Source organism: Nocardia sp. NPDC049737 (genome assembly GCF_040674755.1).
Lineage (GTDB): Bacteria > Actinomycetota > Actinomycetes > Mycobacteriales > Mycobacteriaceae > Nocardia.
In genome coordinates this window covers 21,309-45,300 of the sequence record NZ_JBFANH010000003.1, presented here as the reverse complement: position 1 = coordinate 45,300, position 23,992 = coordinate 21,309, and the positions used below count along the sequence as shown (strand labels likewise).

General features: G+C 65.6%; 2 protein-coding genes (both only partly in view). Both read right to left on the bottom strand.

Annotated elements, in window-relative coordinates; genetic code table 11:
* A protein-coding gene (locus AB0J47_RS05205; RefSeq protein ID WP_364340756.1) for a non-ribosomal peptide synthase/polyketide synthase crosses the window boundary here: on the bottom strand, positions 1-20,540 show its 5' portion. The gene continues 4,678 nt to the left of window position 1, outside the view; the window shows 20,540 of its 25,218 coding nt (coding positions 1-20,540); the start codon lies at positions 20,538-20,540; the stop codon falls past the left edge of the window.
* Positions 20,540-23,992, bottom strand: partial view of a non-ribosomal peptide synthase/polyketide synthase gene (locus AB0J47_RS05200; RefSeq protein ID WP_364340754.1) — the 3' end only. The gene runs 14,190 nt beyond the window's last position; 3,453 of the gene's 17,643 nt are visible here — the last part of the coding sequence; its start codon lies beyond the right edge, outside the window; its stop codon occupies positions 20,540-20,542. The genes AB0J47_RS05205 and AB0J47_RS05200 overlap by 1 nt, the downstream gene beginning before the upstream one ends.

Sequence of the window (23,992 nt, the reverse complement as noted above, 5' to 3'; positions counted from 1 at the left end):
TGGTAACCGCGCGCCAGGCCTGGTCCGCGCAAGTACAGTTCGCCGGTCACCCCATCCGGGACGGGTTGCAATCGGGTATCGAGCACCACCGCGGACATGCCGTGAATGGTGCTGCCCAGATCGAATTCGCCGGGCCGCAGCGGTGCGCTGATATTGGTGATGATCGTAGTCTCGGTCGGGCCGTAGGTGTTGTGGAATGCCCGCCCGGTTCCCCAGCGTCGCAACACATCCGGGCCGTACGACTCGCCACCGACGGTCAGGTGGGTGAGTTCGGGCAGTTCGTTCGAATCCAGCGTCCGCAGCACGGCCGGGGTGATGAAGGCGTGGGTCACCCGCCGATTCCGGATGAGCGCGGTCAATTCCGCGCCACCGTAGACACCTGCGGGTGCGATCACCAGTGCGGCGCCTGTGGGTAGGGCGAGCAAGAGTTCGAGCATGGAGGCGTCGAAACTGGGCGATGCCACATGCAGGACGCGGGATGTCGCGTTGACCTGGTAGCGATCCCGCTGCGCACGCGCCACTCCCGCGAGTCCGCCGTGGGTGGCAACTACGCCCTTCGGGGTGCCGGTGGAACCGGAGGTGTAGATCATCCACGCGGGATTGGCCACGCGCACGGGACGCGTCAGCTCATCGGGCGCGAGAGGTGCCGCGCTCGAATGCCGTATGCGGGCCGCCGTGGCAGGTGCGTCGAGTGCCAGCCATTCGGCGGTCGCGGGCAATACCGAGCGCCATGCGGTGAGCGTAAGACCGACCGTGGCACCGGAATCCGACAGCATGTGGGCGATTCGATCTGCCGGGTAGGTCGGGTCTACGGGTACGAAGGCGGCTCCGGTCTTGGCCACCGCCCAGACCACGAGGATGGATTCGGCGGAACGCGGGATGGCCACGGCGACGAAGTCTTCGGCACCGATACCGTGTCCGATCAGCATTCTGGCCAGGCGGGACGAGTGCTCGTCCAGTGCGCGGTAGGTCAATTCATGGTCATCCGAAATCAGGGCTAGCGCATCGGGATTCATCGCGACGGCCGCAGTCATCAGCTCTGCGAGGGTGCGCGGCGGAACCGGTTCATCGCCGCGCCTGCCGAGCAGTTCGGTACGTTCGGCCGGAGTGAGCACATCGATGGTGCCGATCGGCGCGGACGGATCCGCGGTGAGTGCGCCGAGGACACGACCGAACCGGCGCAGCAGCCCGGCGGCGGTAGCCTCGTCGAAAAGATCTGTCGCGTAGTCGAGTTCGATCGGCAGGCGACCTTCGGCGTCGAGTTCTGCCGCCACGGTGAACTGGAGATCGAAGCGCGCCGCCGGCTCGTCGAATTCGACGGCAGTCAGTTCCAAGCCCGCCAGCGTGAACTCTGCCGCACCGGCATTCAGATAGCTCAGCGCGACGGTGAACAGCGGGTGTTTGGACTGCGATCGTGCGATGCCCAGTTCATCGACGACGCGCTCGAACGGGACCGTCGCATGGGCGAATGCGGCCAGATCGTTTGTTCTGGTCTCGTCGAGCAGATCGATGAACGAGCAGGCCGGATCCGGATGGGTGCGCAGCACCAAGGTGTTCACGAACATGCCGACCAGGTCGTCCAATGCCGCCGCGCCGCGACCCGCTATCGGGGTGCCGATGGCGATATCGGCGGAACCCGACAGCCGGGACAGCAATACCGCAAGTGCTGCGTGCACCACCATGAAAGGTGTTGCATTGTGGGCCGCGGCGATTTCGTGGATACCGACCCCACTGCCAATGCGGGCACGCACCGTGCCGCCACGCTCGGACGCGATGGCGGGACGTGGCCGATCGGTGGGTAATGCCAGTTCTTCCGGCAGATCCCGCAGCGCTTCGGTCCAGTACGTGAGCTGTTCGGCCGCGACCGAATCCAGCTCGGCCGTCTGCCAGAGCGCGTAATCGGCGTACTGTGCGGCGAGTTCCGGCCAGACCGGGGGCCCGCCGACAACCCGGGACAGGTAGGCCGACAACAGGTCTCGCAGCAGCGGCCGCATCGAATGGCCGTCCGCCGCGATGTGGTGCAGCGCGGCGACGAGCACGTGGCTCGCCGCGTTTTCCCGCAGCAGAATCGCGCGCACCGGCACCTCAGTGGTGACATCGAAACCAGCACTGAGGAATTCGGCTATGCGCTCGTCCACCGAGCTGGGGGTCTCGACCACCAGGGATACCGGTGCCGGTTCGGCAGGCAGGATCACCTGGTGCCCGATGCCATTCGCATCGGCCGGGTATACCGTGCGCAGCGCCTCGTGACGCGCGATCACATCCGTGAACGCGGCACACAGTGCCGCCTCGTCCAACTCGCCGCCGATGCGCACCGCGACCGGGATATTGTGGGCCGCCGAGTCCGGGTCGAGCCGGTTGAGGAACCACATGCCGCGCTGCACCGGTGCCAGCGGAACGCGCTCGGGGCGTGGACCGGCGATCAGCGGTACGACCTGGTCGCCCGCTTGGGCGGCCAGGCGTGCCGCAAAGGCATGCACGGTGGGGGCCTCGAACAGCAACCGCACAGGCACACGACCGATCCGCTCGCCGAGCCGCGCCAGGACCCGGGTGGCGATCAGTGAATTGCCGCCCAGGTCGAAGAAGTTGTCGTCGGCACCGATCGGCGACCGTGCCAGTACCGCCTCGAATGCCTCGGCCACCAACCTTTCGGCCGGAGTGACCGGCGCACGATAGGCGACGCGGTCGAATACCGGCTCCGGCAGTGCCTTTCGGTCCAATTTGCCGGAGGTATTGAGCGGGAAGGCGGCCAGCACGACAATCGCCGACGGAACCATGTATGACGGCAAAGCATCCATCGCGGCCGCCAAAACTGTAGCGCGTAGGTCGCTTTCACCCTGTGCATCACTGACGACGTAGCCGACGAGTTGATCGCCGGTATGCGTGGCGACCATGCTGGCGGCGGCCTGCGAAACACCTGGCACGGCCGCGAGTACGCCCTCGATCTCGCTGAGCTCGATGCGCTGGCCGCGGAACTTCACTTGGAAGTCGGTGCGGCCCAGGTACACGAGTTCCGGGGTCACGCCACTGGTATCCCAGCGAACCAGATCGCCGGTGCGGTACATGCGCTCACCCGCAGGTCCGAATGGGTTCGCCACGAAGCGATCCGCCGTCAAATCAGGCCTGCCGTGATAGCCACGGGCGAGTTGGGTGCCCGCGAGATATAACTCCCCCGCGACGCCGGGCAGCGTCGGTCGCAGCCGGGAATCCAGCACGTATACCCGGCTGTTCCATTCCGGATTGCCGATGGGCATGACGGTGCGCTCGATTTCGCCCGTGACATCGCGGTAGGTGATGCTCACCGCGGCCTCGGTCGGGCCGTACAGGTTGTGCAGGCGCGCGGAACTCAGTGCGCCGAAGGCCCGGACGGTCTCGGCGGGCAGTGCCTCTCCGATGATGAATACCGTGTGCAATGTGTCGAGATCGGCCGTTTCGGCCTGTCCCGCGAACTCACTCAACATCGACGGCACGAAATCGGTGACGGTTATGCCGTATTCGGCGATCACCTCGGCGAGGTATCCAGGTTCGCGGTGGCCGTCCGGGGTGGCCAGCACCAGCGTCGCACCGATGCGCAGCGGCAGGAAGTAACCCCACAGCGAGACATCGAAGGTGGTCGCCGTCTTCTGCAGGTAAACATCGTCGGCGGTCAGCCGGTATTCCGACTGCATCCAGGTCATCTGGTTCACGATCGCGGCGTGGGAAACACTGACGCCCTTGGGTTTTCCGGTCGAGCCAGAGGTGAAGATCACGTAGGCCGGGTTCTGCGGATGGATCGGCGCGCTCCGCTCGTTCGCCGCGATCGGATCGTCGGCATGGTGAGCCAGCGCGATGGTATCGACACACACTGTCGCACCGGCATATCCGAAGTCCTGACGATCACGCTCGGTGGTGAGCAGTGCGATAGGTGCGGCGGTGTCGATGATGTGGGCGATGCGCTGTGCCGGATGGTCCGGGTCGATCGGGACATAGGCGCCACCCGCCTTGAGCACCGCGTATATCGCGACCACCAATTCGCTCGAACGTCGAATCGCCAATGCCACCAATGACTCCGGACCGACACCGGTCGCGATCAGATGCCGGGCAAGCCGGTTGGTTCTGCGGTCCAATTCGCCATAGGTCATGGTGGTCGCGTCGAAGACCAAGGCAATATCGTCCGGTGTCGCGGCAGCCTGCTGCTCGAATTCGTCGAGCAGCATTTCCGCGACGAATGCGGTGTGCGCGGAGTCGTTCCACGCGGTCACCACCCGTTCCAGCTCACCGGTCGCGAATAGATCGATATCGCCGACCACCTGTTCGGGATCGCCGATCACCGCACCGAGCAGCCGGACGAAGCGCGCGGCGAAGGTCGCGATGGTCGACTCGTCGAAGAGGTCGGTGGCATAGGTGAAGCGCAATGCATCGTCGCCGACAGTCAGTTGCAGATCGAAACGTGTTGTGTCGTAGTCGATCTCGTATTCAGCGATGGCGATACCCGCCAGCTCCACCGTTACGGGTGCGAGATTCTGGAAGAACAGCGCGATTTGGAACAGCGGATGCCGTGCCTGCGATCGCGGCGGATCCAACACCTCCACCAGCCGCTCGAACGGCACATCGGCATGGGCGAAGGCGTCCAGGTCACCATCGCGGACGCGGCGCAGCACGGCGGCGAAGGAGTCCGAGCCCGCCACCTCGGTGCGCAGCACCAGCGTGTTGACGAACATTCCGACGAGATCGTCGAGCTCGGCGGCACCGCGGCCCGCGATCGGCGCGCCGATGGCGATGTCGGCCATGCCGGACAGTCGAGCGAGCAAGACGGCCAGTGCGGCGTGGACGACCATGAACGGGCTGACGTCATATCGCACGGCGATGGTGGCAATGCCGTCGCGTATCGCGGCGTCGAGTCCGATGGTGGTGCTCGCGGCGGCGTGGCTGGCAATGGCGGGACGTGGCCGATCCGAGGGCAGATCGAGCTGAGCGGGCATCCCGCGCAGTACGCGGCTCCAATAACGCAGTTGCCGTGCGGCCAACGATTCCGGATCGTCCTCGGCTCCGAGGATCTCCCGTTGCCACAGGGCGTAATCCGCGTACTGCACCCGGAGGTCCGTCCACGTCGGTTCGACATCGGCGGCACGTGCCGCGTATGCGGTGGCGATATCGTCGGCCAGTGGGGCCATCGAGAAGCCATCCGCCGCGATGTGATGTACCACGACGGCGAGTAGGTATTCGCGATCCGACAGCGTGGCCAGACCGACGCGCAGCGGTATTTCAGTGGTGACATCGAAAGGCGTGGCAACCAGGTCCACGAGGGCCGATGAATCCAGCGCGACGATTTCGGGCACGTGCGCCGCGTCCAGAATCCGCTGGTAGCCGACGCCATCGACATCCGGGTATACGGTGCGCAGGGTTTCATGCCTGGCGACCACGTCGGCCAACGCGGCGGCGAGCGCATCGGTGTCGATATCACCGGTGAGCCGGATCGCGACCGGAATATTGTTGACCGTTTCGCCGGGATCGAAGCGGTTGAGAAACCACATTCGTTGCTGTGCCGGCGAGAGCGGAATCAGGTCCGGGCGTTGACGCGCGGTGAGCTCCGGGCGAGCTCCGGTGCCGGTCAGCCGAGCAGCGCGGGTCGCCATTCCAGCGACTGTCGGTGCCTCGAACACCATCCGCACGGGGACTTCGGCATCCAGTGCAGCACCGAGCCGCGCGGCCAATTGAGTGGCGATCAGTGAGTTTGCGCCGAGTGCGAAGAAGTTGTCGTCGGCACCGATTCCTTCGATGTCGAGCAGTTCACCCATGATCTCGGCGACGGCTTGTTCGGTCTCGGTAGTGGGGGCACGGTAGGTGACGGTCTCGAAGACGGGTGTGGGCAGCGCCGTGCGATCGAGCTTGCCGGCGGCATTGAGCGGGAAGGCGTCCAGCACGACGAAGGCCGACGGCACCATATATGCAGGTAGTACGGCATCCAGTTCGGCGCGCACGGCATCGATATCGACCGAGGGGTCGGCCACCAGATAGGCCACCAACTGATCGCCGAGCCGCTCGTCGGTACGCACCACAACGACGGCCTGATCGACGACATCCTGTGCGGTGAGCGCGGATTCGATCTCGCCGAGTTCGATGCGCAACCCGCGCAGCTTTACCTGGAAGTCGGTGCGGGCCAGGTACTCCAGCTCACCGTTCGTATTCCAGCGGACAAGATCACCGGTGCGGTACATCCGCTCCCCCACGCCGCGGAGCGGATTCGCGACGAAACGTTCAGCCGTCAGCTCCGGACGACGCACATAGCCGAGTGCCAACTGCTCACCCGCAAGGTACAACTCACCGGCCACACCCACCGGCACCAGGCGCATCCGTGCATCCAGCACCAGCAATCGGGTATTGAATACCGGCTTGCCGATCGGCACCGACTCCACATCGGCATCGGTCACCTCGTGGAAGGTGACATCGACCGCTGCCTCGGTCGGCCCGTACAGATTGTGCACGCGGGCACCGGTCAGCTCACGGGCCCGCCGCGCGGTTGACGCAGGCAACGCCTCACCTGAAGCGAATAGCGCTCGCAGCGTGACACATTCGCGCGCATGCGGTTGCGCAAGGAAGACCGCGAGCATCGAGGGCACGAAATGCGCGACCGTGATTGCTTCATCGACGATCAAGCGCGCCAAATAGGCCGGATCTCGATGACCATCTGGCCGCGCGAGTACCAGCCGCGCGCCGATCCACAACGGCCAGAAGAACTCCCAGACCGAGACATCGAAGGTCACCGGGGTCTTCTGCAATATCGCGTCGTCGGCGTGGAGCTCGTAGTGGGTCTGCATCCACACCAGCCGGTTGACAATCGCGGCATGCGATACCGCGACGCCCTTCGGACGGCCGGTCGAACCAGAGGTGAAGATGACATACGCGGTGTGGCCGGGCAACAGCACACCGAGCCGATCCATCGTGGTCAGCGGCGCGGGCGAATATCTCGTCAGCTCCAGACGATCGATTCGAACCTGCCGTGCTGCGACAGTTTCCAGATCAGCACCGGAGGTCAGCACCCACATCGGCCGCGCTGTCTCGAGTACATAAGCGATCCGGTCGGCCGGATGGTCGGGATCCAGCGGCAGGTACGCCCCACCGGCAACAGTGATCGCGTACATCCCGACCACCAAGTCGAGCGAGCGCCGCATGCCGAGCGCGACCACCGAATCCGGGCCTACGCCATGACCGACCAGCCATCGCGCAAGCCGATGTACCCGGCTTGCGAACTCGGCATATGTCAGCGTCGCGTAGCGACTCGATGAGAGGTGGGGGTCGGGCGACGGGTGGACCGGACTGCGCCCCTCGAATGTCACCGCGATTGCGTCGGGCGTCCGCAGCACCTGTTCTTCGAACAGCGAAACGAGAGTCTGCGAGCCGTCTAACGCGAACGAGGTGTCGTTCCATCGATCGAGCAGGGACAGCTCGTTGCGATCCAGCAGCTCGATATCGCCGACACGTATGGCGGGATCGGCCACGACCGCCGCGAGAAGGCGCACGAAGCGCGCCGCGAACGATTCGATCGTCGCCCGGTCGAACAAATCCGTCGCGTAGCGCATGGCCGCACGCATCGCGGTACCGTCGCCCTCAGCGAGTTCCAGCGCGAGGTCGAACTGCGCGACCTGGTTATCGATCGGATATGCGGCTACCTCGAGGCCTGGTAGGCGCAGCACCGTATCGTCGCGGTGCTCGAAGGTGAGCAATATCTGCACAATCGGCGAATGAGCCTGTGAACGAATCGGATTCAGCTCATCGACCAGCCGCTCGAACGGCAAGTCGGCATGCGCGAAGGCCCGTACGTCGGTGGCACGAACCTGCCGGAGCAATTCGGTGAAGGTCGCCTCGGCCGCCACCTCGGTGCGCAACACCAGGGTGTTGACGAACATGCCGACCAGATCGTCCAGCGCCGCCTCGGCCCGGCCCGCGACGGGGGTGCCGATCGCGATATCGTCCACCCGGGCCAGGCGGGCCAGCAATGCCGCGTAGGCGGCGTGCACCACCATGAACGACGACACCCCGTGTTCGCGTGCCAGACCGGCGATCGCGGCCGTCAGCTCCGAGGTGATGGCGAACTCGACCGCGGCGCCACGACCGGATGCCACGGCGGGGCGCGGCCGATCGGTGGGCAATTCCAGCACCGGGGCGAGTCCGTCGAGTTCGGTGCGCCAATGCTCGATCTGGCGGGCCAGTACGGAGTCCGGATCGTCGGCCGAGCCGAGCACCTCGTGCTGCCACAGTGTGAAGTCCGCGTACTGGACCGGCAGTGGCTGCCACTGCGGTGCTACACCTTCGGTGCGCGCGCTGTATGCCACCATCAGATCCCGCGCTAGCGGACCCGTTGAGACACCGTCGGCGCCGATATGGTGCACCACAACGACCAGCACATGATCGTTGGGAGCGACCCGGAACAGCTCGGCACGCACCGGTATCCGACTGCGCAGATCGAACCCGACGCCCGCGAAGCCGACAACCCCTGCGGCAAGATCGGATTCGGTGATCTCGACCCGTCGCAGCTCCAATTCGAGCGATTCGGTCACCACCTGCGCGGGACCGAGGTGGTCCGCAGGGAACACGGTGCGCAGCGACTCGTGCCGAGCGACGACGTCGCCCAGCGCGGCGCGCAAGGCGGCTTCGTCCAACGTACCGGTCAGGCGAATAGTGATCGGAATGTTGTATACGGCCGAATCCGGATCGAGCCGGTTCAGCAGCCACATCCGAGTTTGCGCCAGTGACAACGGAATACGGTCCGGACGATCCCGTGCCACCAGCGCCGGCCGCACGACATCAGCGCACGTCACCCGCAGAGCCAATTCGGCAACGGTCGGTGCTTCGAAGATCTCACGCACGCTCAGCGCACTACCGAAGGCAGCGTTCGCCCGTGCGACCAGCCGCATGGCCAATAGTGAATTGCCACCGCGCACAAAGAAATCGTCATCCGCGCCGATCCGCGGCCCGGCGATCAGATCGGCCATCAATGCGGCGAGCACCGATTCGGTGCCTTCCTGCGGTGCACGGAATTTCGTTGCCGCACCGGCGACTTCGACCGCTGGCAGCGCCGCGCGATCGAGTTTGCCGACCGTGGTGAGCGGCATCTCGTCGAGCACAACCAGGTGCGCGGGCACCATGTATCCGGGCAGATGCTCACGCACCTGCGTGAGTACCGAATCCGGAGACAATTCCGCCCCACTGATGTAGCCGACCAGGCAGTCGTAGCCGGAGGTGTCGCGGGTCGATATCACCGCGGCATTCGTCACGCCCGCGACCGCGGCCAGGACTGACTCGATCTCCCCGAGTTCGATGCGCTGACCACGCAGCTTGATCTGGAAGTCGTTGCGGCCCAGGTAGATCAAGTCGCCGACGCGGTTCCAGCGCACCAGGTCGCCGGTGCGATACATCAACCGCCCGGGCACACCGAACGGATCGGCCACGAAGCGCTCGGCGGTCAGTCCGGCGCGTCCGTGGTAGCCGCGGGCCAGTTGGTCGCCAGCGAGATACAGCTCACCCGTGACACCGATCGGAACCGGCCGCAGCCGTGTGTCCAGGACATAGGCGCGGGTGTTCCAGCACGGACGTCCGATGGCGACATCACCGCCGTCGGCGTCGGTGAATTCGTGATAGATCGCCGATATCGCCGCCTCGGTCGGGCCGTAAGCGTTGTGCACCGCGCCACCGACATGTGCGCGGATTGCCGCGAGCAGGTCCGGGGTGAGCGCCTCACCACCGCAGTGCAGATGGCGAAAGGAGCGCAGCGCATCACCCATCCCCTCACCGATGAGTGCCGCGAGTACCGACGGCACGTATTCGGCGATGGTGATGCCGTGTTCGCGTAGCAGCCCGGCAAAATACGCGAGGTCGAGATGGCCACTCGGGCGGGCGATTACCAGCGGCGCACCGACGGCGATCGGCAGGAAGCACTCCCACACCGAGACATCGAAGGTCAGCGGGGCACGCTGCAGGATGCGGTCGGCCGCGGTGACGCCGTAGCGGAATTCGAGCCAGCGCAGCTGATTCATGATGGCGCGGTGGGTCACCGCGACGCCCTTCGGCCGCCCGGTCGAGCCGGAGGTGAACAGCACATACGCCGTGTTCTCGCGGTGTAGCGGTGCTCTAGCGATCGGCGGGGCGTCGAAACCGCTGAGGTCGGTGAGATCGACCACGCGGACGTCACCGACGTCGGGCAGTTCCGCGCCGCCTACGGTCAACACCAGAGCCGGTGCGGCACTGTCGATCACCTGCGCGATCCGGTCGGCCGGGTGGGTCGGATCCAATGGCAGGTAGGCTCCGCCCGCGCGCACGATCGCGAATATGGCCACGAGCATGTCGATCGATCGCAGCGCGGCGAGACCGACGATGGCTTCCGCGCCGACGCCCACCGAAATGAGCCAGCGCGCAATGTGGTTCACCCTGGCTTCGAGTTCCGCGTAGGTCACCGAGTTGCCTTCGAAGATCACCGCAACCGCATCGGGTGTCGCAGCCACGCGGGCCGACAGCAGATCGTCGAGGGTCTCGGAAGGCAGTAGCCGGGCGGTGGCATTGCGATCCGACAGCAGCAGTCCGCGTTCGGCCACCGACATCAGCTCGACATTGCCGACGAGAGTGCGCACGTCATGGACCATGGCGCGCAATACCCGCTCGAACCCCGCCAGGAACCCGTCAACGGTTGCCTTGTCGAAAAGGTCCAGCGCGTAGTGCAAATGCACATCAATGCCGTCAGCCGCACCGTCGCCGTCGTAACGGTCGGTCAGGGTCCAGTCCAGATCCAGCTGGATCGGCGCGGGGCCGATATCGAGCGCGGCAATATTCAAACGGTGCAGTTGGAAATCCGGCTTGGACTGGTTCTGCAAGGTCATCGCCACCTGATACAGCGGCGCATGTGCCTGCGAGCGAACGGGATTCACCACATCGACGAGCTGTTCGAAGGGCACGGCGGCGTGCTCGAAGGCGGCCAGATCCGCTGTGCGGACCGTGGCCAAGAGCTCACCGAGCGTAGCGTCGGCGCGAACCTCGGTCCGCAGCACCAAGGTATTGACGAACATGCCGACGAGTTCGTCCAGGGCTTCGTCGCCGCGACCGGCGACCGGCGTACCGATGACGATATCGTCGCTCGCGCTCAGGCGACTCAGCAGTACCGCGAGCGCGGCGTGCAGCACCATGAACGAGGTCACACGATGCGCGGCCGCCAACTGCTGGATGCCCTGGTGCAATACCCGATCCAGATGGCCGGTAATGGCACCACCTCGGTTGGAGGCGATCGCGGGCCGCGACCGGTCCGCGGGCAGCGTCAACACCTCGGGAACGCCCGCGAGCCGACCGGTCCAGTACCGCAGCTGATGGGCCAGCAGCGAACTCTTGTCGTCGGCGCGGCCCAATGCATTGCGCTGCCAGATCGCGAAGTCCGCGTACTGCACGGTCAGCGGACTCCACGAAGGCGCGACATCCGCGCAGCGGGCGACGTAGGCAGTAGCCAGATCCCTGGTCAGCGGCGCGAACGACCAGCCGTCGGCGGCGATGTGGTGCACCACGAACAGCAGTACGTACACCTGCTGACGGGACCTGATGCCGGAGTCACCGTCGTCGAGCCGCAGAAGTCGGACGCGCAGCGGAACTTCGGTCGTGACATCGAATCCGGTCTGGGCCGCCGTGGCGATGAGTTCGGGCAACTCCGCTGTCGACACCGCACGAGCGACGAGTTCCACCAACCTGGTCCGTGCGGGCAGTACGACCTGTGTTGCGGCCCCGTCGTGTTCGGGATAGATGGTGCGCAGTGTCTCGTGCTTGGCTATTACATCGGCGATCGCACGTTCCAGCGCGGGCACATTCAGCACCCCGGTGAGGCGCAGCGCGAACGGAATATTGTATCCACCGCTCGTGGCGTCGAATCGGTTCAGGAACCACATGCGCTGCTGGGCGATCGACAGCGGAATCGGCTCGGTGCGATCCTGAACCGTCAATGGCGGCAAGGCCGGAGGTGTCGACTCCTGTTCGACCGTGATTCGACGCGCCAACTCGCGCACGGTCGAGGCGTCGAAGATGGTGCGCACGGGTACGTCCGCGCCGGTCGCTTTGGCCAGCCGGGCCGCGAGTTGCGTGGCGATGAGGGAATTGCCGCCGAGGGCGAAGAAGTCGTCATCCGTGCCGACCGGGTCGACGCCGAGCAGCACGGTGAATGTCTCGGCGACAAGGGTTTCCGCGAGATCGCTCGGCGCACGGTATTCGATATCGGTAAAAGCCGGTGCGGGCAAGGCTTTTCGGTCCAGCTTGCCGGAGGCAGTGATCGGGAATTCATCCAACACGACAAATACCGACGGAACCATATAGGCGGGCAGTCGACGCGCGAGCACGGCTCGAACGCCGTCGGTATCGAGTTCACCGTCCGCCATCAGGTAGGCGACCAGTCGGCCACCGTGATCGTCTCGAACCAGGACGACGGCCTGAGCGATTCCGGCAACCGACAGCAATGCCGATTCGATCTCACCGAGTTCGATCCGCAGGCCGCGGACCTTCACTTGGAAGTCGGTACGGCCGAGGAATTCCAGCACACCCCGCTCCCGCCAGACGACCAGGTCGCCGGTGCGATACATCCGGGTACCAGCCGGACCGAATGGATCGGCCACGAATCGCTCACCGGTCAGATCGGCCCGACCGAGGTAGCCGCGAGCCAACTGCGCTCCGGCCAGATACAGCTCCCCGGGCACACCGACAGGCGCCTGACGCAACCGCGCATCCAGCACATACGCACGGGTATTCCAGATCGGCCCGCCCATCGGCAGCGCACCGCTATCGGCATCCGTCACCTCGTATGCACTGACCTCGACTGCCGTCTCCGTGGGCCCATACATGTTGTGCACACACGCGCCGGTGACAGCCCGCGCTCGCTGCGCGATTGTCACGGGCAGCGCCTCACCCGAGCAGAACACGTGCCGCAGTGTGGGCACGTCGATATCCTCCGCGACGAAGACCGCAAGCATGGACGGCACGAAGTGCGCGATCGTAATCGACTCGCGCCGAATCAGCTCCGCCAGATACACCGGATCCTGATGACCATCCGCACGAGCCAGCACCAGCCGGGCACCGACCTGCAACGGCCAGAAGAATTCCGGCACCGAAACATCGAAGGTCACCGGCGTCTTCTGCAGCAGCGCATCGGTGCCGTCGAGCGCGACATGCGCAGACTGCATCCACAACAACCGGTTCACAATGCCGCGGTGGCTCATCGCGACCCCCTTGGGCCGACCGGTGGAGCCCGAGGTGAAGATGACATAGGCAGTATTGGCTGCCCGCAGCGGCGCGCGCCGATCGGCGTCGGTAATCGGCGCGGCCGAATACTGGGAAAGGTCGAGCCGATCGATACGGACCTGCGTGGCCGCGATATCCAAATCCATGCCTGCGGTCAGCACACAGAGCACAGCAGCGGTATCGAGAATGTGGCCGGTGCGTTGGGCCGGATGATCCGGATCCAGTGGTACATAGCCACCGCCCGCCACGATAATCGCATACGTGCCGACCACCAGATCGACGGAACGGCGCATACCCAGTGCGACAAGGGAATCCGGTCCGACGCCCTGTTCGATGAGCCATCGCGCCAGCCGGTTCACCCGTCCGGCGAATTCGGCATAGGACAGCGTTGTGCCCTCGAAGGTAAGCGCCGGTGCTTGTGGGGTACGAGTGACCTGCGCGTCGAATAACGAAGCAAGCGTCGCGGTTTCGTCAATTGCGTGTCCGGTTTCATTCCAGCGGTCCAACAGAGACCGCTCGTCGGCGGCCAATAGCTCGATATCGCCGATCCGGATCTGTGGCGCACCCGACACGGTGGCGAGTAGGCGCCGGAAGCGGGTGACGAACGCGGCCACGGTCGACGCATCGAATAGATCGGTGGCATAGCGCAGACTCCCGGTGAGCCCGTGATCACCAGCACGTTCGTGCACAACCATGTGCAGATCGAATTTCGCCGTGGGATCAGGTGATTCGAGTGGTTCCACCGCCAGCCACGGCACCTCGAGTGCCCGACTGCCCGCGACGATCCGCGGTGCCGTACCGAAGCTGAACATCACCTGAAACAGCGGGTGCGCGCCGGTGCTCCGGTCCACCGCCATGGCGTCGACAAGCCGCTCGAACGGCAGATCGGCATTGGCGAAGGCCGCGAGATCGCGAGCACGCACGCCCGCAAGGAGTTCGGCGAAGGTAGCCACGGCATCGATCGGGGTCCGCAGTACCACGGTGTTCACGAACATGCCGATGAGCGCGTCGAGTTGACGTTCGCCGCGACCGCCGACGGGTGAGCCGATCGCCACGTCACCGGTGCCGCTCAGCCTGGCGATCGTCGCCGCGAAGGCCGCGTGCAGCACCATGAAAAGAGTTGCGCCGCAGCGATGTGCGAGTACCCGAAGGGCGGCGGCCAACTCCGGCTCGATCTCGAAATCCACTGCGGCACCGCGATTGGAGGGCAGCGCCGGACGGGGCCGGTCGGTCGGTAGTGCGAGCAGGGTCGGCATGCCGTCGAGGGCGGCGCGCCAGAATCGCAACTGCTGATATGCCGGATCGCCCGGCTGCTCCTCAGAGCCGAGCAGTTCGCGATGCCAGAGACTGTAATCCGCGTATTGCACCGGCAGCTCGCGCCAATCCGGCCTCCGGCTCGTCAATCTGGCGAGATAGGCGTGCACCAGATCGGTGATCAGCGGCGTCATCGATAGCGCGTCGGCGGCGATATGGTGGACGACGAAGACCAGCACGTATTCGTCACCGGATATGCCGCGCCGGTCGTCGACCCGATCGACGCTCAATAACGCTATGCGCGACGGGAGTTCGGTTGTCACATCGAATCCGGCGGTCGTGATCGCGATAATGGCAGCGGTCAGATCGGCACGTTCGACTGGTACCGGATTGAGGGTCAGGCCGATATCTGCTGGGCGAAGAATCGACTGGCATGGACCGGATTCGCTGTCCGGGTAGATGGTGCGCAGAGATTCGTGTCTGGACAGCACATCGAGTACCGCACGCTCGAGCGCGCTGACATCGAGTCGGCCGGTGAGCCGGAGCACGACCGGGAGGTTGTAAACGCTCGCGCCGCCGTCCTGGGTTTCGATCCGGTTGAGAAACCACAGCCGCTGCTGGGCGGGCGAGAGCGGAATGCGCGCAGGACGCTCGCGGCGCACCAGCGGCCGTGCGGGCGCACCCGCCCTGCTGCGTGCGTCGACGGCGGCGGCGAATCCCTCGACCGTGGAGGCATCGAATAGCGCGCGTACCGGGATGCGCGTGCCGATGGCCTCCCCTGTCCGCGCGGTGACCTGGGTGGCGTCCAGCGAACTGCCGCCGAGCGCGAAGAAGTCGTCGTCGAGGCCGATGCGTTCCACCCGCAGTACCTCGGCGAATACTGCGGCGACCAGCCGTTGTGCCGCATTGGTCGGTGCACGGAAACTCTGCTGCCGCAGCACCGGCACCGGCAGCGCCGTGCGGTCCAGCTTGCCGCTGGTGTTGAGCGGGAATTCGGTCAGCTCGACCAGCGTGGTCGGCACCATATATCCGGGCAGACGCCGGGCAAGCCCGGCCTTGACGGCATCCAGATCCAAAGCACTGCCTGGCGTACGAATCACGTATCCCGCGAGATAGTCGCCATCGATCAGCCGCACCGCGGCCTGACTCACCTCCGGCACCGCGAGTAGCGCGGACTCGATCTCGGCGAGCTCGATGCGTTGGCCACGGAACTTCACCTGGAAGTCCATCCGGCCCAGGTAGACGAGTTCCCCATCGGCGCTCCAGCGCACCAGATCCCCGGTGCGATACATCCGCGCACCCGCTCTGCCGAAAGGGTTGGCCACGAAACGATCCGCGGTCAGGTCGACCCGGCCGTGATAGCCGCGAGCCAGCTGGTCACCGGCCAAATACAATTCGCCGGATACCCCGATCGGCACCGGATGCAGTCGCGCATCCAGCACATAGACCTGGGAATTCCACTCCGGCTCGCCGATCGGCACCAGCTCGTCGTCGACCGTGACCTCGCGATAGGTGATGGATACCGCCGCCTCGGTCGGGCCGTACAAGTTGTGCAGCGCGGCATCGCTCACCGCATGGAATGCCGCGACGGTCTCCGGCGGCAACGCCTCCCCGATGACGAAAACATCGCGCAGCGAATCGAGTTCGCTCGCATCGGCATGGGCGGCGAATACCGCGAGCATCGATGGCACGAAGTCGGTCAGTGTGACGCCATGGCTGGCAATGGTTTCCGCGAGGTAGCGCGGATCGCGGTGGCCATCGGGGGCGGCGAGTAGCAGGGTCGCGCCCGCGCGCAGCGACAGGAAGTAGCCCCACAGCGAAACGTCGAAGGTGGTCGCGGTCTTCTGCAGATAGACATCGCCGACGCGCGGCCGATATTCGGCGTGCATCCAGGCGAGTTGGTTGGCAATGGCGCGGTGCTCGACCGATACGCCCTTCGGTCGGCCCGTCGAGCCGGAGGTGAAGATTACATAGGCGGGGTGCTCGGGCCGCAGCAACGCACGGCGCTCGCGATCGGCGATCTTCGCCGCCGAGTACTCGGATAGGTCCAGTTCGTCGATATGGTGCAGGTGCACGCTCGGGGGCACGGTCGCGGGGAGAATGAAACCGGTACCGCGGGTGCTGAGGACCGAATGCGGCCGAGCGGTATCGAGGATGTGCCAGATGCGTTCGGCCGGATGCTCGGGATCCACCGGCACGTAGGCGCCACCGGTGCGCAGCACCGCGTACATCGCGACCACCAACTCGATCGAGCGCGGCATCGCGAGCACCACCAGCGATTCCGGGCCGACGCCGGTGCTGATCAGCAGGCGCGCGAGGCGATTGGCTTGCTCGGACAGTTCGGTGTAGGTGAGTTCGGTGGTCTCGGAAACCAGGGCAACGACGTTCGGTGTGCGGCGCACTTGGCTGTCGAGGCCTTCGTGCAGAAACCGATCGGCGACCTTGTGCCCGCTGGCGTTCCAGCTGGCCGTGACGTAATCGAGTTCGCCCGCGTCGAGGAGTTCGATATCGCCGACCGCGATATCCGGATCGGCGGTCGCCGCGCGCAGCACCCGGAGAAACTTGACACCGAAGTCACGCACGGTCGCGGTGTCGAACAAGTCAGTGGCGTAGGTGAATTCGGCGCGGTAGCCGCAGTCGGTATCGGAAAGTGTCAGCTGCAGATCGAATTTGGCGAAGCCGGGATCGAAATCGACCAGCTCCGCGTCCAGGCTGGGCATCGTCAATGCGACCGGCCCGATGTTCTGCATGAACAGCGCGACCTGAAACAGCGGATGCCTGCCCTGGGAACGCGCCGGATTCACCACCTCGACCAGCCGCTCGAAAGGAATATCGCTGTGCGCGAAGGCATTCAGATCGCGCTCACGCGCATAGGCGATGAGGTCGGCGAAACTCAGCTCGCACCGCACCTCGGTACGCAGCACAAGCGTATTGACGAACATGCCGACGAGATCGTCCAGGGCACGATCGCCACGGCCGGCGACCGGTGTGCCGATGGCGATATCGCAGGTGCCCGACAGCCGCGCGAGCAGGACCGCGAGTGCGGCATGGAGCACCATGAAGGGCGTGGCGCGGCTGCGGGCGGCAACCCGGTCGATCGCTTCACGTAGCTCGGCGTCGATGGCGAACTCATGAGTCGCCCCGCGGTAGGACGCGACCGCGGGGCGGGGCCGATCGGTGGGCAGATCCAGCTGTGCGGGCAGATCGGCCAATTCAGCGGCCCAGAACCCGAGCTGGCGGGCGGCCACCGATTCCGGATCGGCCTCGTCGCCGAGCACCTGCCGCTGCCACAGCGCGTAGTCCGCGTACTGCACCGGCAGTGGCGGCCAGTCCGGTCGGCGTCCGGCGCGACGGGCCGCATAGGCGGTGACGAGATCACGCATCAGCGGGCCCATCGAGACACCGTCGGCGGCGATATGGTGCACCACCAGGACCAACGTGTGGTCCTCGGGTCCGCTGCGCAGCAACCGCACCCGGACCGGGATCTCCTCGGCGACATCGAATCCCTGTACCGCGCTGGCCAATACAGCGGCGGCGAGTTCGGTCTCGGGCATATCGCTCGGCGACAGGTCGAACACGGCATGCACCGGACGCACCACCTGAGCCGGACCGTCGGCGGTCTGCGGGTACACCGTGCGCAGAATCTCGTGCCTGACAACGAGATCGGTGATCGCCGCGGACAGGGCGGTGACTTCGAGTGCACCGCGTAGCCGAAGTGCGACCGGGATATTGTCCACAGCGGCGGTATCGAAGACGTACGCGGATTCGGTGTGCGTGCCGAACCGGTTGAGAAACCACATGCGCCGCTGCGCCGGAGACAGCGGAATGTGCCGCGGTCGTGCGGCTGCCGTGAGGGCCGGTCGTGCGGCTCCGGTCCGTGCCAGCCCGGCCAGTGCCGCTACCGTCGGGCGGTCGAAAAAATCGCGGACGTCGACGGTAATGCCGAGCGCGGCCCCGATTCGGGCAATGGCGCGGGTGGCAATGAGCGAGTTGCCGCCGAGCGCGAAGAAATCGTCGTCGGCGCCCACCCGATCCGTCTGCAGCAGTTCGCCGAAGATCTCGGCGACGGCCACCTCCGTCTCGGTCGATGGTTCCCGGTATGCGGCCGATCCGAATACCGGTTGCGGCAGTGCGCGCCGATCGAGCTTCCCATTGGCATTGATCGGCATTTCGTCGAGGACGACCACCAGTGACGGCACCATGTAGTCCGGTAGGTGCCGGCGCGTGGATTCCAGCACGCTGGCCGGATCGACGGTGACGCCGCGGTCGGCCACCACGTATCCGACCAGGTGATCGCCGCCCGCATGCCGATGCAGCAGCACCGCGGCCTGCGCGACGTGCTCATTGCGCAGCAGCGCCGCCTCGACCTCGCCGAGTTCGATCCGCAGCCCACGCAGCTTGACCTGGAAGTCGATGCGACCCAGATATTCCAGTTCGTCCGGGCCGCCGTCACCATCGGTGCGCCAGCGGACCAGGTCACCGGTGCGATACATGCGGTCACCAGGTGCGCCCTCGGGATTGGCCACGAAGCGGTCGGCAGTCAGGCCCGGACGGGCCACATAGCCGCGGGCCAACTGCACACCGGCGAGATACAGCTCACCGACGACGCCACTGGCCACCGGCCGCAGATTGTCGTCCAATACCAGCAATTCGGTGTCATCGGCGGGCGCGCCGATGGGCACGGTCGTGCTGTCGGCGGCGGTGACTTCGTGCGCGGTGACATCGACGGCGGCCTCGGTGGGGCCGTACAGGTTGTGCAGTGTCGCGCCACTGATATCGCGGAAGGCGGCCGCGGTAGCCGCGGGTAGCGCCTCGCCGGAGGCGAATACCCGACGTAGCGTCCGTGCCGCACTTTCGATCTCCGGTTCGGCCACGAATACCGCGAGCATCGAGGGCACGAAATGCGCGACGGTGACACCACGTTCGGCGATCGTGCGCGCCAGATATGCCGGATCACGATGACCATCCGGTGCCGCGATCACCAGCCGCGCACCGACCTGCAACGGCCAGAAGAACTCCCACACCGAGACGTCGAAGGTGAACGGCGTCTTCTGCAGCACCACATCATTGCCGCGTAGTCGATACAGCCGCTGTCGCCACCGCAGGTTGGCCATGATCGAACGATGTGATACCGCAACACCTTTCGGGCGGCCGGTCGATCCGGAGGTGAATATGACGTAGGCAGTATTGTCCGCCGACAGCCGCGGCCGGTCATCGATCGACGCTTCTTCCGCTACAGTGTCGAACTCGTCGATTCGCAGTACCGGGATATTCGGTCCGAGTTCCGGCTGATCGTGGGTCGTGGTGAGAACCAGGACCGGTGCGGCGACCTCGAGCACGTAACCGATGCGTTCGGCTGGATGCTCCGGATCGATCGGCACATACGCACCGCCCGCCTTGAGGATCGCGTACATGCCGACCAGCAGGTCGAACGAGCGCCGCACGGCAAGCCCCACCAGGCTGTCCGGGCCGACACCCAGGTCGACCAGCCGCCGGGCAAGGGCGTTCACCCGGCCGTCGAACTCCGCATACGTCAGCGTCGCGTAGCGACTCGATGAGGGGTGGTGGTCGGGCGACGGGTGGGCCGGCGTCGCACCCGCGTATTCGAGGGCAATCGCGTCCGGCGTCCGGCGCACTTGCTCCTCGAATTCGCTGACCAGGGTCTCGATCGGTGCGAATATCGACGGCAGCACATGGGCCGCCGCCGCCAACGCATCATCGAGCAGTTGCTCCAGCACAGTGCCGAGTGCACCGTCTCCGGACTCCAGCAGGGCGGGCAGTTGACTCGAGACGACGACCGATACCAGTGCGTCAGCACCGAGACCGCCACCCATCGCCTCGTCCAGCACCATGATCTCGGTGGCCAGCACACCGTAGGTGATGGTGGTCCGGTCGTACCGCAAGGCGACCCGCTCCGGGTCCAATTCGGCGACCTTATCGATCAGAATGGGTAAATCGTCGAGTCCGTACGCTCGGCGCAGTGCCGAATGATCGTAGGCGGCAATACGATTGCCGAGTTTGCTGGATGCGACCGATTCTGCCTGGGACATCAGCTGATTCCTTCCGAATCGATTTCCGAACCAGAGTTGGCGAGTACGGCCCGCGCCTCGGTGCGCAGGGTCCGCAGGACTGTGGCGAGACCACTGCCGCCGAGGGCGACCAAAAGGCCGGGTACCAGCCCGGCGAGGGCAACATTGATGAGCGCTTCCGGTTTCGCGGTCGCGCCCATGGCCTTGGCGACCGTCGCGAGTTTGGCGGCCAATTCGCCGAAGGTCACCGTATGTACGTCGTGAGTGAAAGCGACGGCACCGGAACTGATTTCGGCGGCGGCGGTGATCAGCGTGGGCAGGGACGCCTGTTCGTCACGTGGCTGTTCACCGCGAATGTCTATGGCGCGGATGATGGTGGCGGGGTCTTGCGCGATTACCTCGAATATGCAAAGTAGCCGCTCGGCGAACAGTCGGACCGTCGCGGCATCGAAAATGTCGGTCGCGTAACCGAATCGCATATCCAATCCGGCCAGGTCGCCGGCGGCATCGAACAACTCGATGCCGGTGAGCTGCAGATCGTATTTGGCCTCGACCAGCGCCAGATCGAGCACCTCGACCCCGAGCCCGGGCAGCGCCACTCGGCCGGACGGCATGTTCTGGAAGGTGAACATCACCTGGAACAGCGGCGTATAGGAACTGGACCTGGTCCGGCCCACAGCATCGACAACCCGCTCGAACGGCACGTCGGCATGTGACAGCGCCGCGATATCGCGATCCCTGGCCTGCCGAAGCAGATCCGCGAAGCGGGCGCGCGCATCGATCTCGGTGCGCAGCACAACGGTATTGACGAACATGCCGATCAGATCGTCGAGCGCGCGTTCGCCGCGTCCCGCGACCGGTGCGCCGATGGCGATATCGGGTGTGCCCGACAGCTTGGCGAGCAGGACCGCGAACGCACTGTGGATCAGGGTGAACAACGTAGTGCCGTGCGCGCGGGCGACCGCTTCCATCCGCCCGGCAAGTACTGCGTCGACCTCGAAACCAACGGTGGCACCACGCATATCCCGGCGCGCCGGACGCGGTCTATCGGTCGGCAATGGAAGTACCTCGGGCAGGCCCGCCAATTCCGTCGTCCAATAGCCGAGTTGCCGTGACAGCAGACTGCTCGGATCGTGGTCGGAGCCGAGCACCGCGCGTTGCCACACGCTGTAATCGGCGTACTGGATCGACAACGGCTCCCAGTCGGGCGCATTGCCCGCGGTCCGGCTGACGTAGGCACGCATGAGATCCCGCGTCATCGGTGCGACCGAATAGCCGTCGGCGCTGATGTGGTGCAGCACCACGACAAGCACGTGCTCATCGTGGTCGGTGCGGAACAATACGGCGCGGACCGGTGGTGCTGCGGTGATATCGAAACCGGCGGCGACGAATTCAGCGATGCGTGCGTCGATTTCATCCTGTGCCAACAGGATCGGTTGCAGGTCGACATCGGCAACGTCCAGCACTTGCTGCACCGGCTCGGGTTCGGCATCCGGGTACCGGGTACGCAGGGTTTCGTGGCGTTCGATCACGTCCTGGATGGCCGCGCGCAGGACAGCGATATCCAGTGCACCGGTCAGACGCAGCGCTGCGGGGATGTTGTAGGCCGAGGAATCGGGAGCCAGCCGATTGACCACCCACATCCGCTGCTGTGCCAGCGATAGCGGGGCGGGTGTGGTACCGCGACGTCGGGTAAGCGCGGGCCTGGCGTCGCCGAGTTCGGCCAGTCGCGCGGCGAGCAACCCGACAGTCGGCGCGTCGAAGACCGCGGCCACCGGGGCCCGCACTCCGAGTGCGGAACCCAGCTGCGCCGCAAGCCGGGTCGCCAGCAGCGAATTGCCCCCGAGCGCGAAGAAATCGGTATCCAGCCCGACCGATTTCTCGGCCGCCCCGATTACCTCGACAAAGGTGGCCGCGACCAATCGCTCCAACTCACTGGTCGGCGCGCGGAAAGCAGCCGTGGCGAATACCGGCTCGGGCAATGCGGCCCGATCGACCTTGCCATTGGCATTGAGCGGCAACGACTCCAGCACCACAATCGCGGCGGGCAGCATGTAGGTGGGCAGCTCGGTAGCCACCGCAGTACGCAACGCACCGGCCAAATCCGCCGTCGAGTCCGGCACCGCGACATAGGCGACGAGCCGAGCTCCGGCGTGATCGTCATCGCGCGCCACCGCGACCGCGGCCCGCACCTCGGGCAGCCGCAGCAGCGCGGCCTCCACCTCGCCGAGCTCGATCCGGAAGCCGCCGATCTTGACCTGGAAGTCCGCCCGCTCCAGGTATTCCAGCACGCCCTCCGAACGCCAGCGGACGATGTCGCCGGTCCGGTACATCGTGGCACCCATGGCGAAGGGATTCGCGACGAAACGGTCGGCGGTCAGCGCGGGCCTGCGTTGATAGCCGCGCGCCAATTGCGCACCGGCCAGATACAACTCGCCGGGCACACCCACCGGCACCGGCTGCAACCGTGCATCGAGCACGTAGACCCGACTGTTCCAGACGGGTGCGCCGATCGGGACGAGATGGATCGGGTCCGCGTCGACTTCGAAGGCCGTGATCGATACGGCCGCCTCGGTCGGGCCGTACAGGTTGAACAGTCGCACGCCGGCCCGACGGCGGAATTCGATCGCGGTGGCCAAAGGCAGCGCCTCACCGATGGCGAGCACCTGCCGCAGTGAATTCGGCAGCGGCGCATCCGATACCGCGAGCAGCATGCCGACCAGTGACGGTACGGCGTGCAGCACCGTCACCCCATATCGTTCGATCAGGTCCAGCAGTCGGTCGGGGTCGCGCTCAGTGCCGGGCTCGGTCACCACCAGGCGACCGCCGGTCGTCAGGACCGACCAGAACTCCCACACCGACAGGTCGAAGGTCGCCGGAGTCTCGAGCAGCGCGCACTCGCTCGGCCCGAGCGCGAATCGGTCACGCAGCCAGGCCAATTGGTTGACGATCGCCGCATGCGAAACGGTGACGCCCTTGGGTAGTCCGGTCGACCCGGATGTGAAGATCACATATGCCGGATGCTCGGGCCGCAACGGTCGGGCACGTTCGTCGTCCGCGATCGGAGTTGCGGCGTAGTTCGTCAGGTCGAGGTGATCCACTTCCATCGCGGAAAGCGGTGTTTCGATTGGCAAGCCATCGCGTGAGGTAGTGAGCACACACACGGGCGCGGCAGTCTCGAAGACATACGCGATCCGGTCAGCCGGATGGTCCGGGGCGATGGGCACATAGGCGCCCCCGGCACGTACCACCGCGTACATGGCGACGACCAACTCGACCGAGCGCCGCATGGCGAGCACGACGGTCGCCTCCGGCCCGACCCCGTCCGCGATCAACTTGCGCGCCAACCTGTTGACCGCAGCGTCGAATTCGGCATAGGTGAGCACTGATTCGGTGGCCGCATCGATCAACGCAACGCCCTCAGGGGACAGCGCCACCTGGGCGTCGATGAGATCCGCCAACGTCGCCGAAGC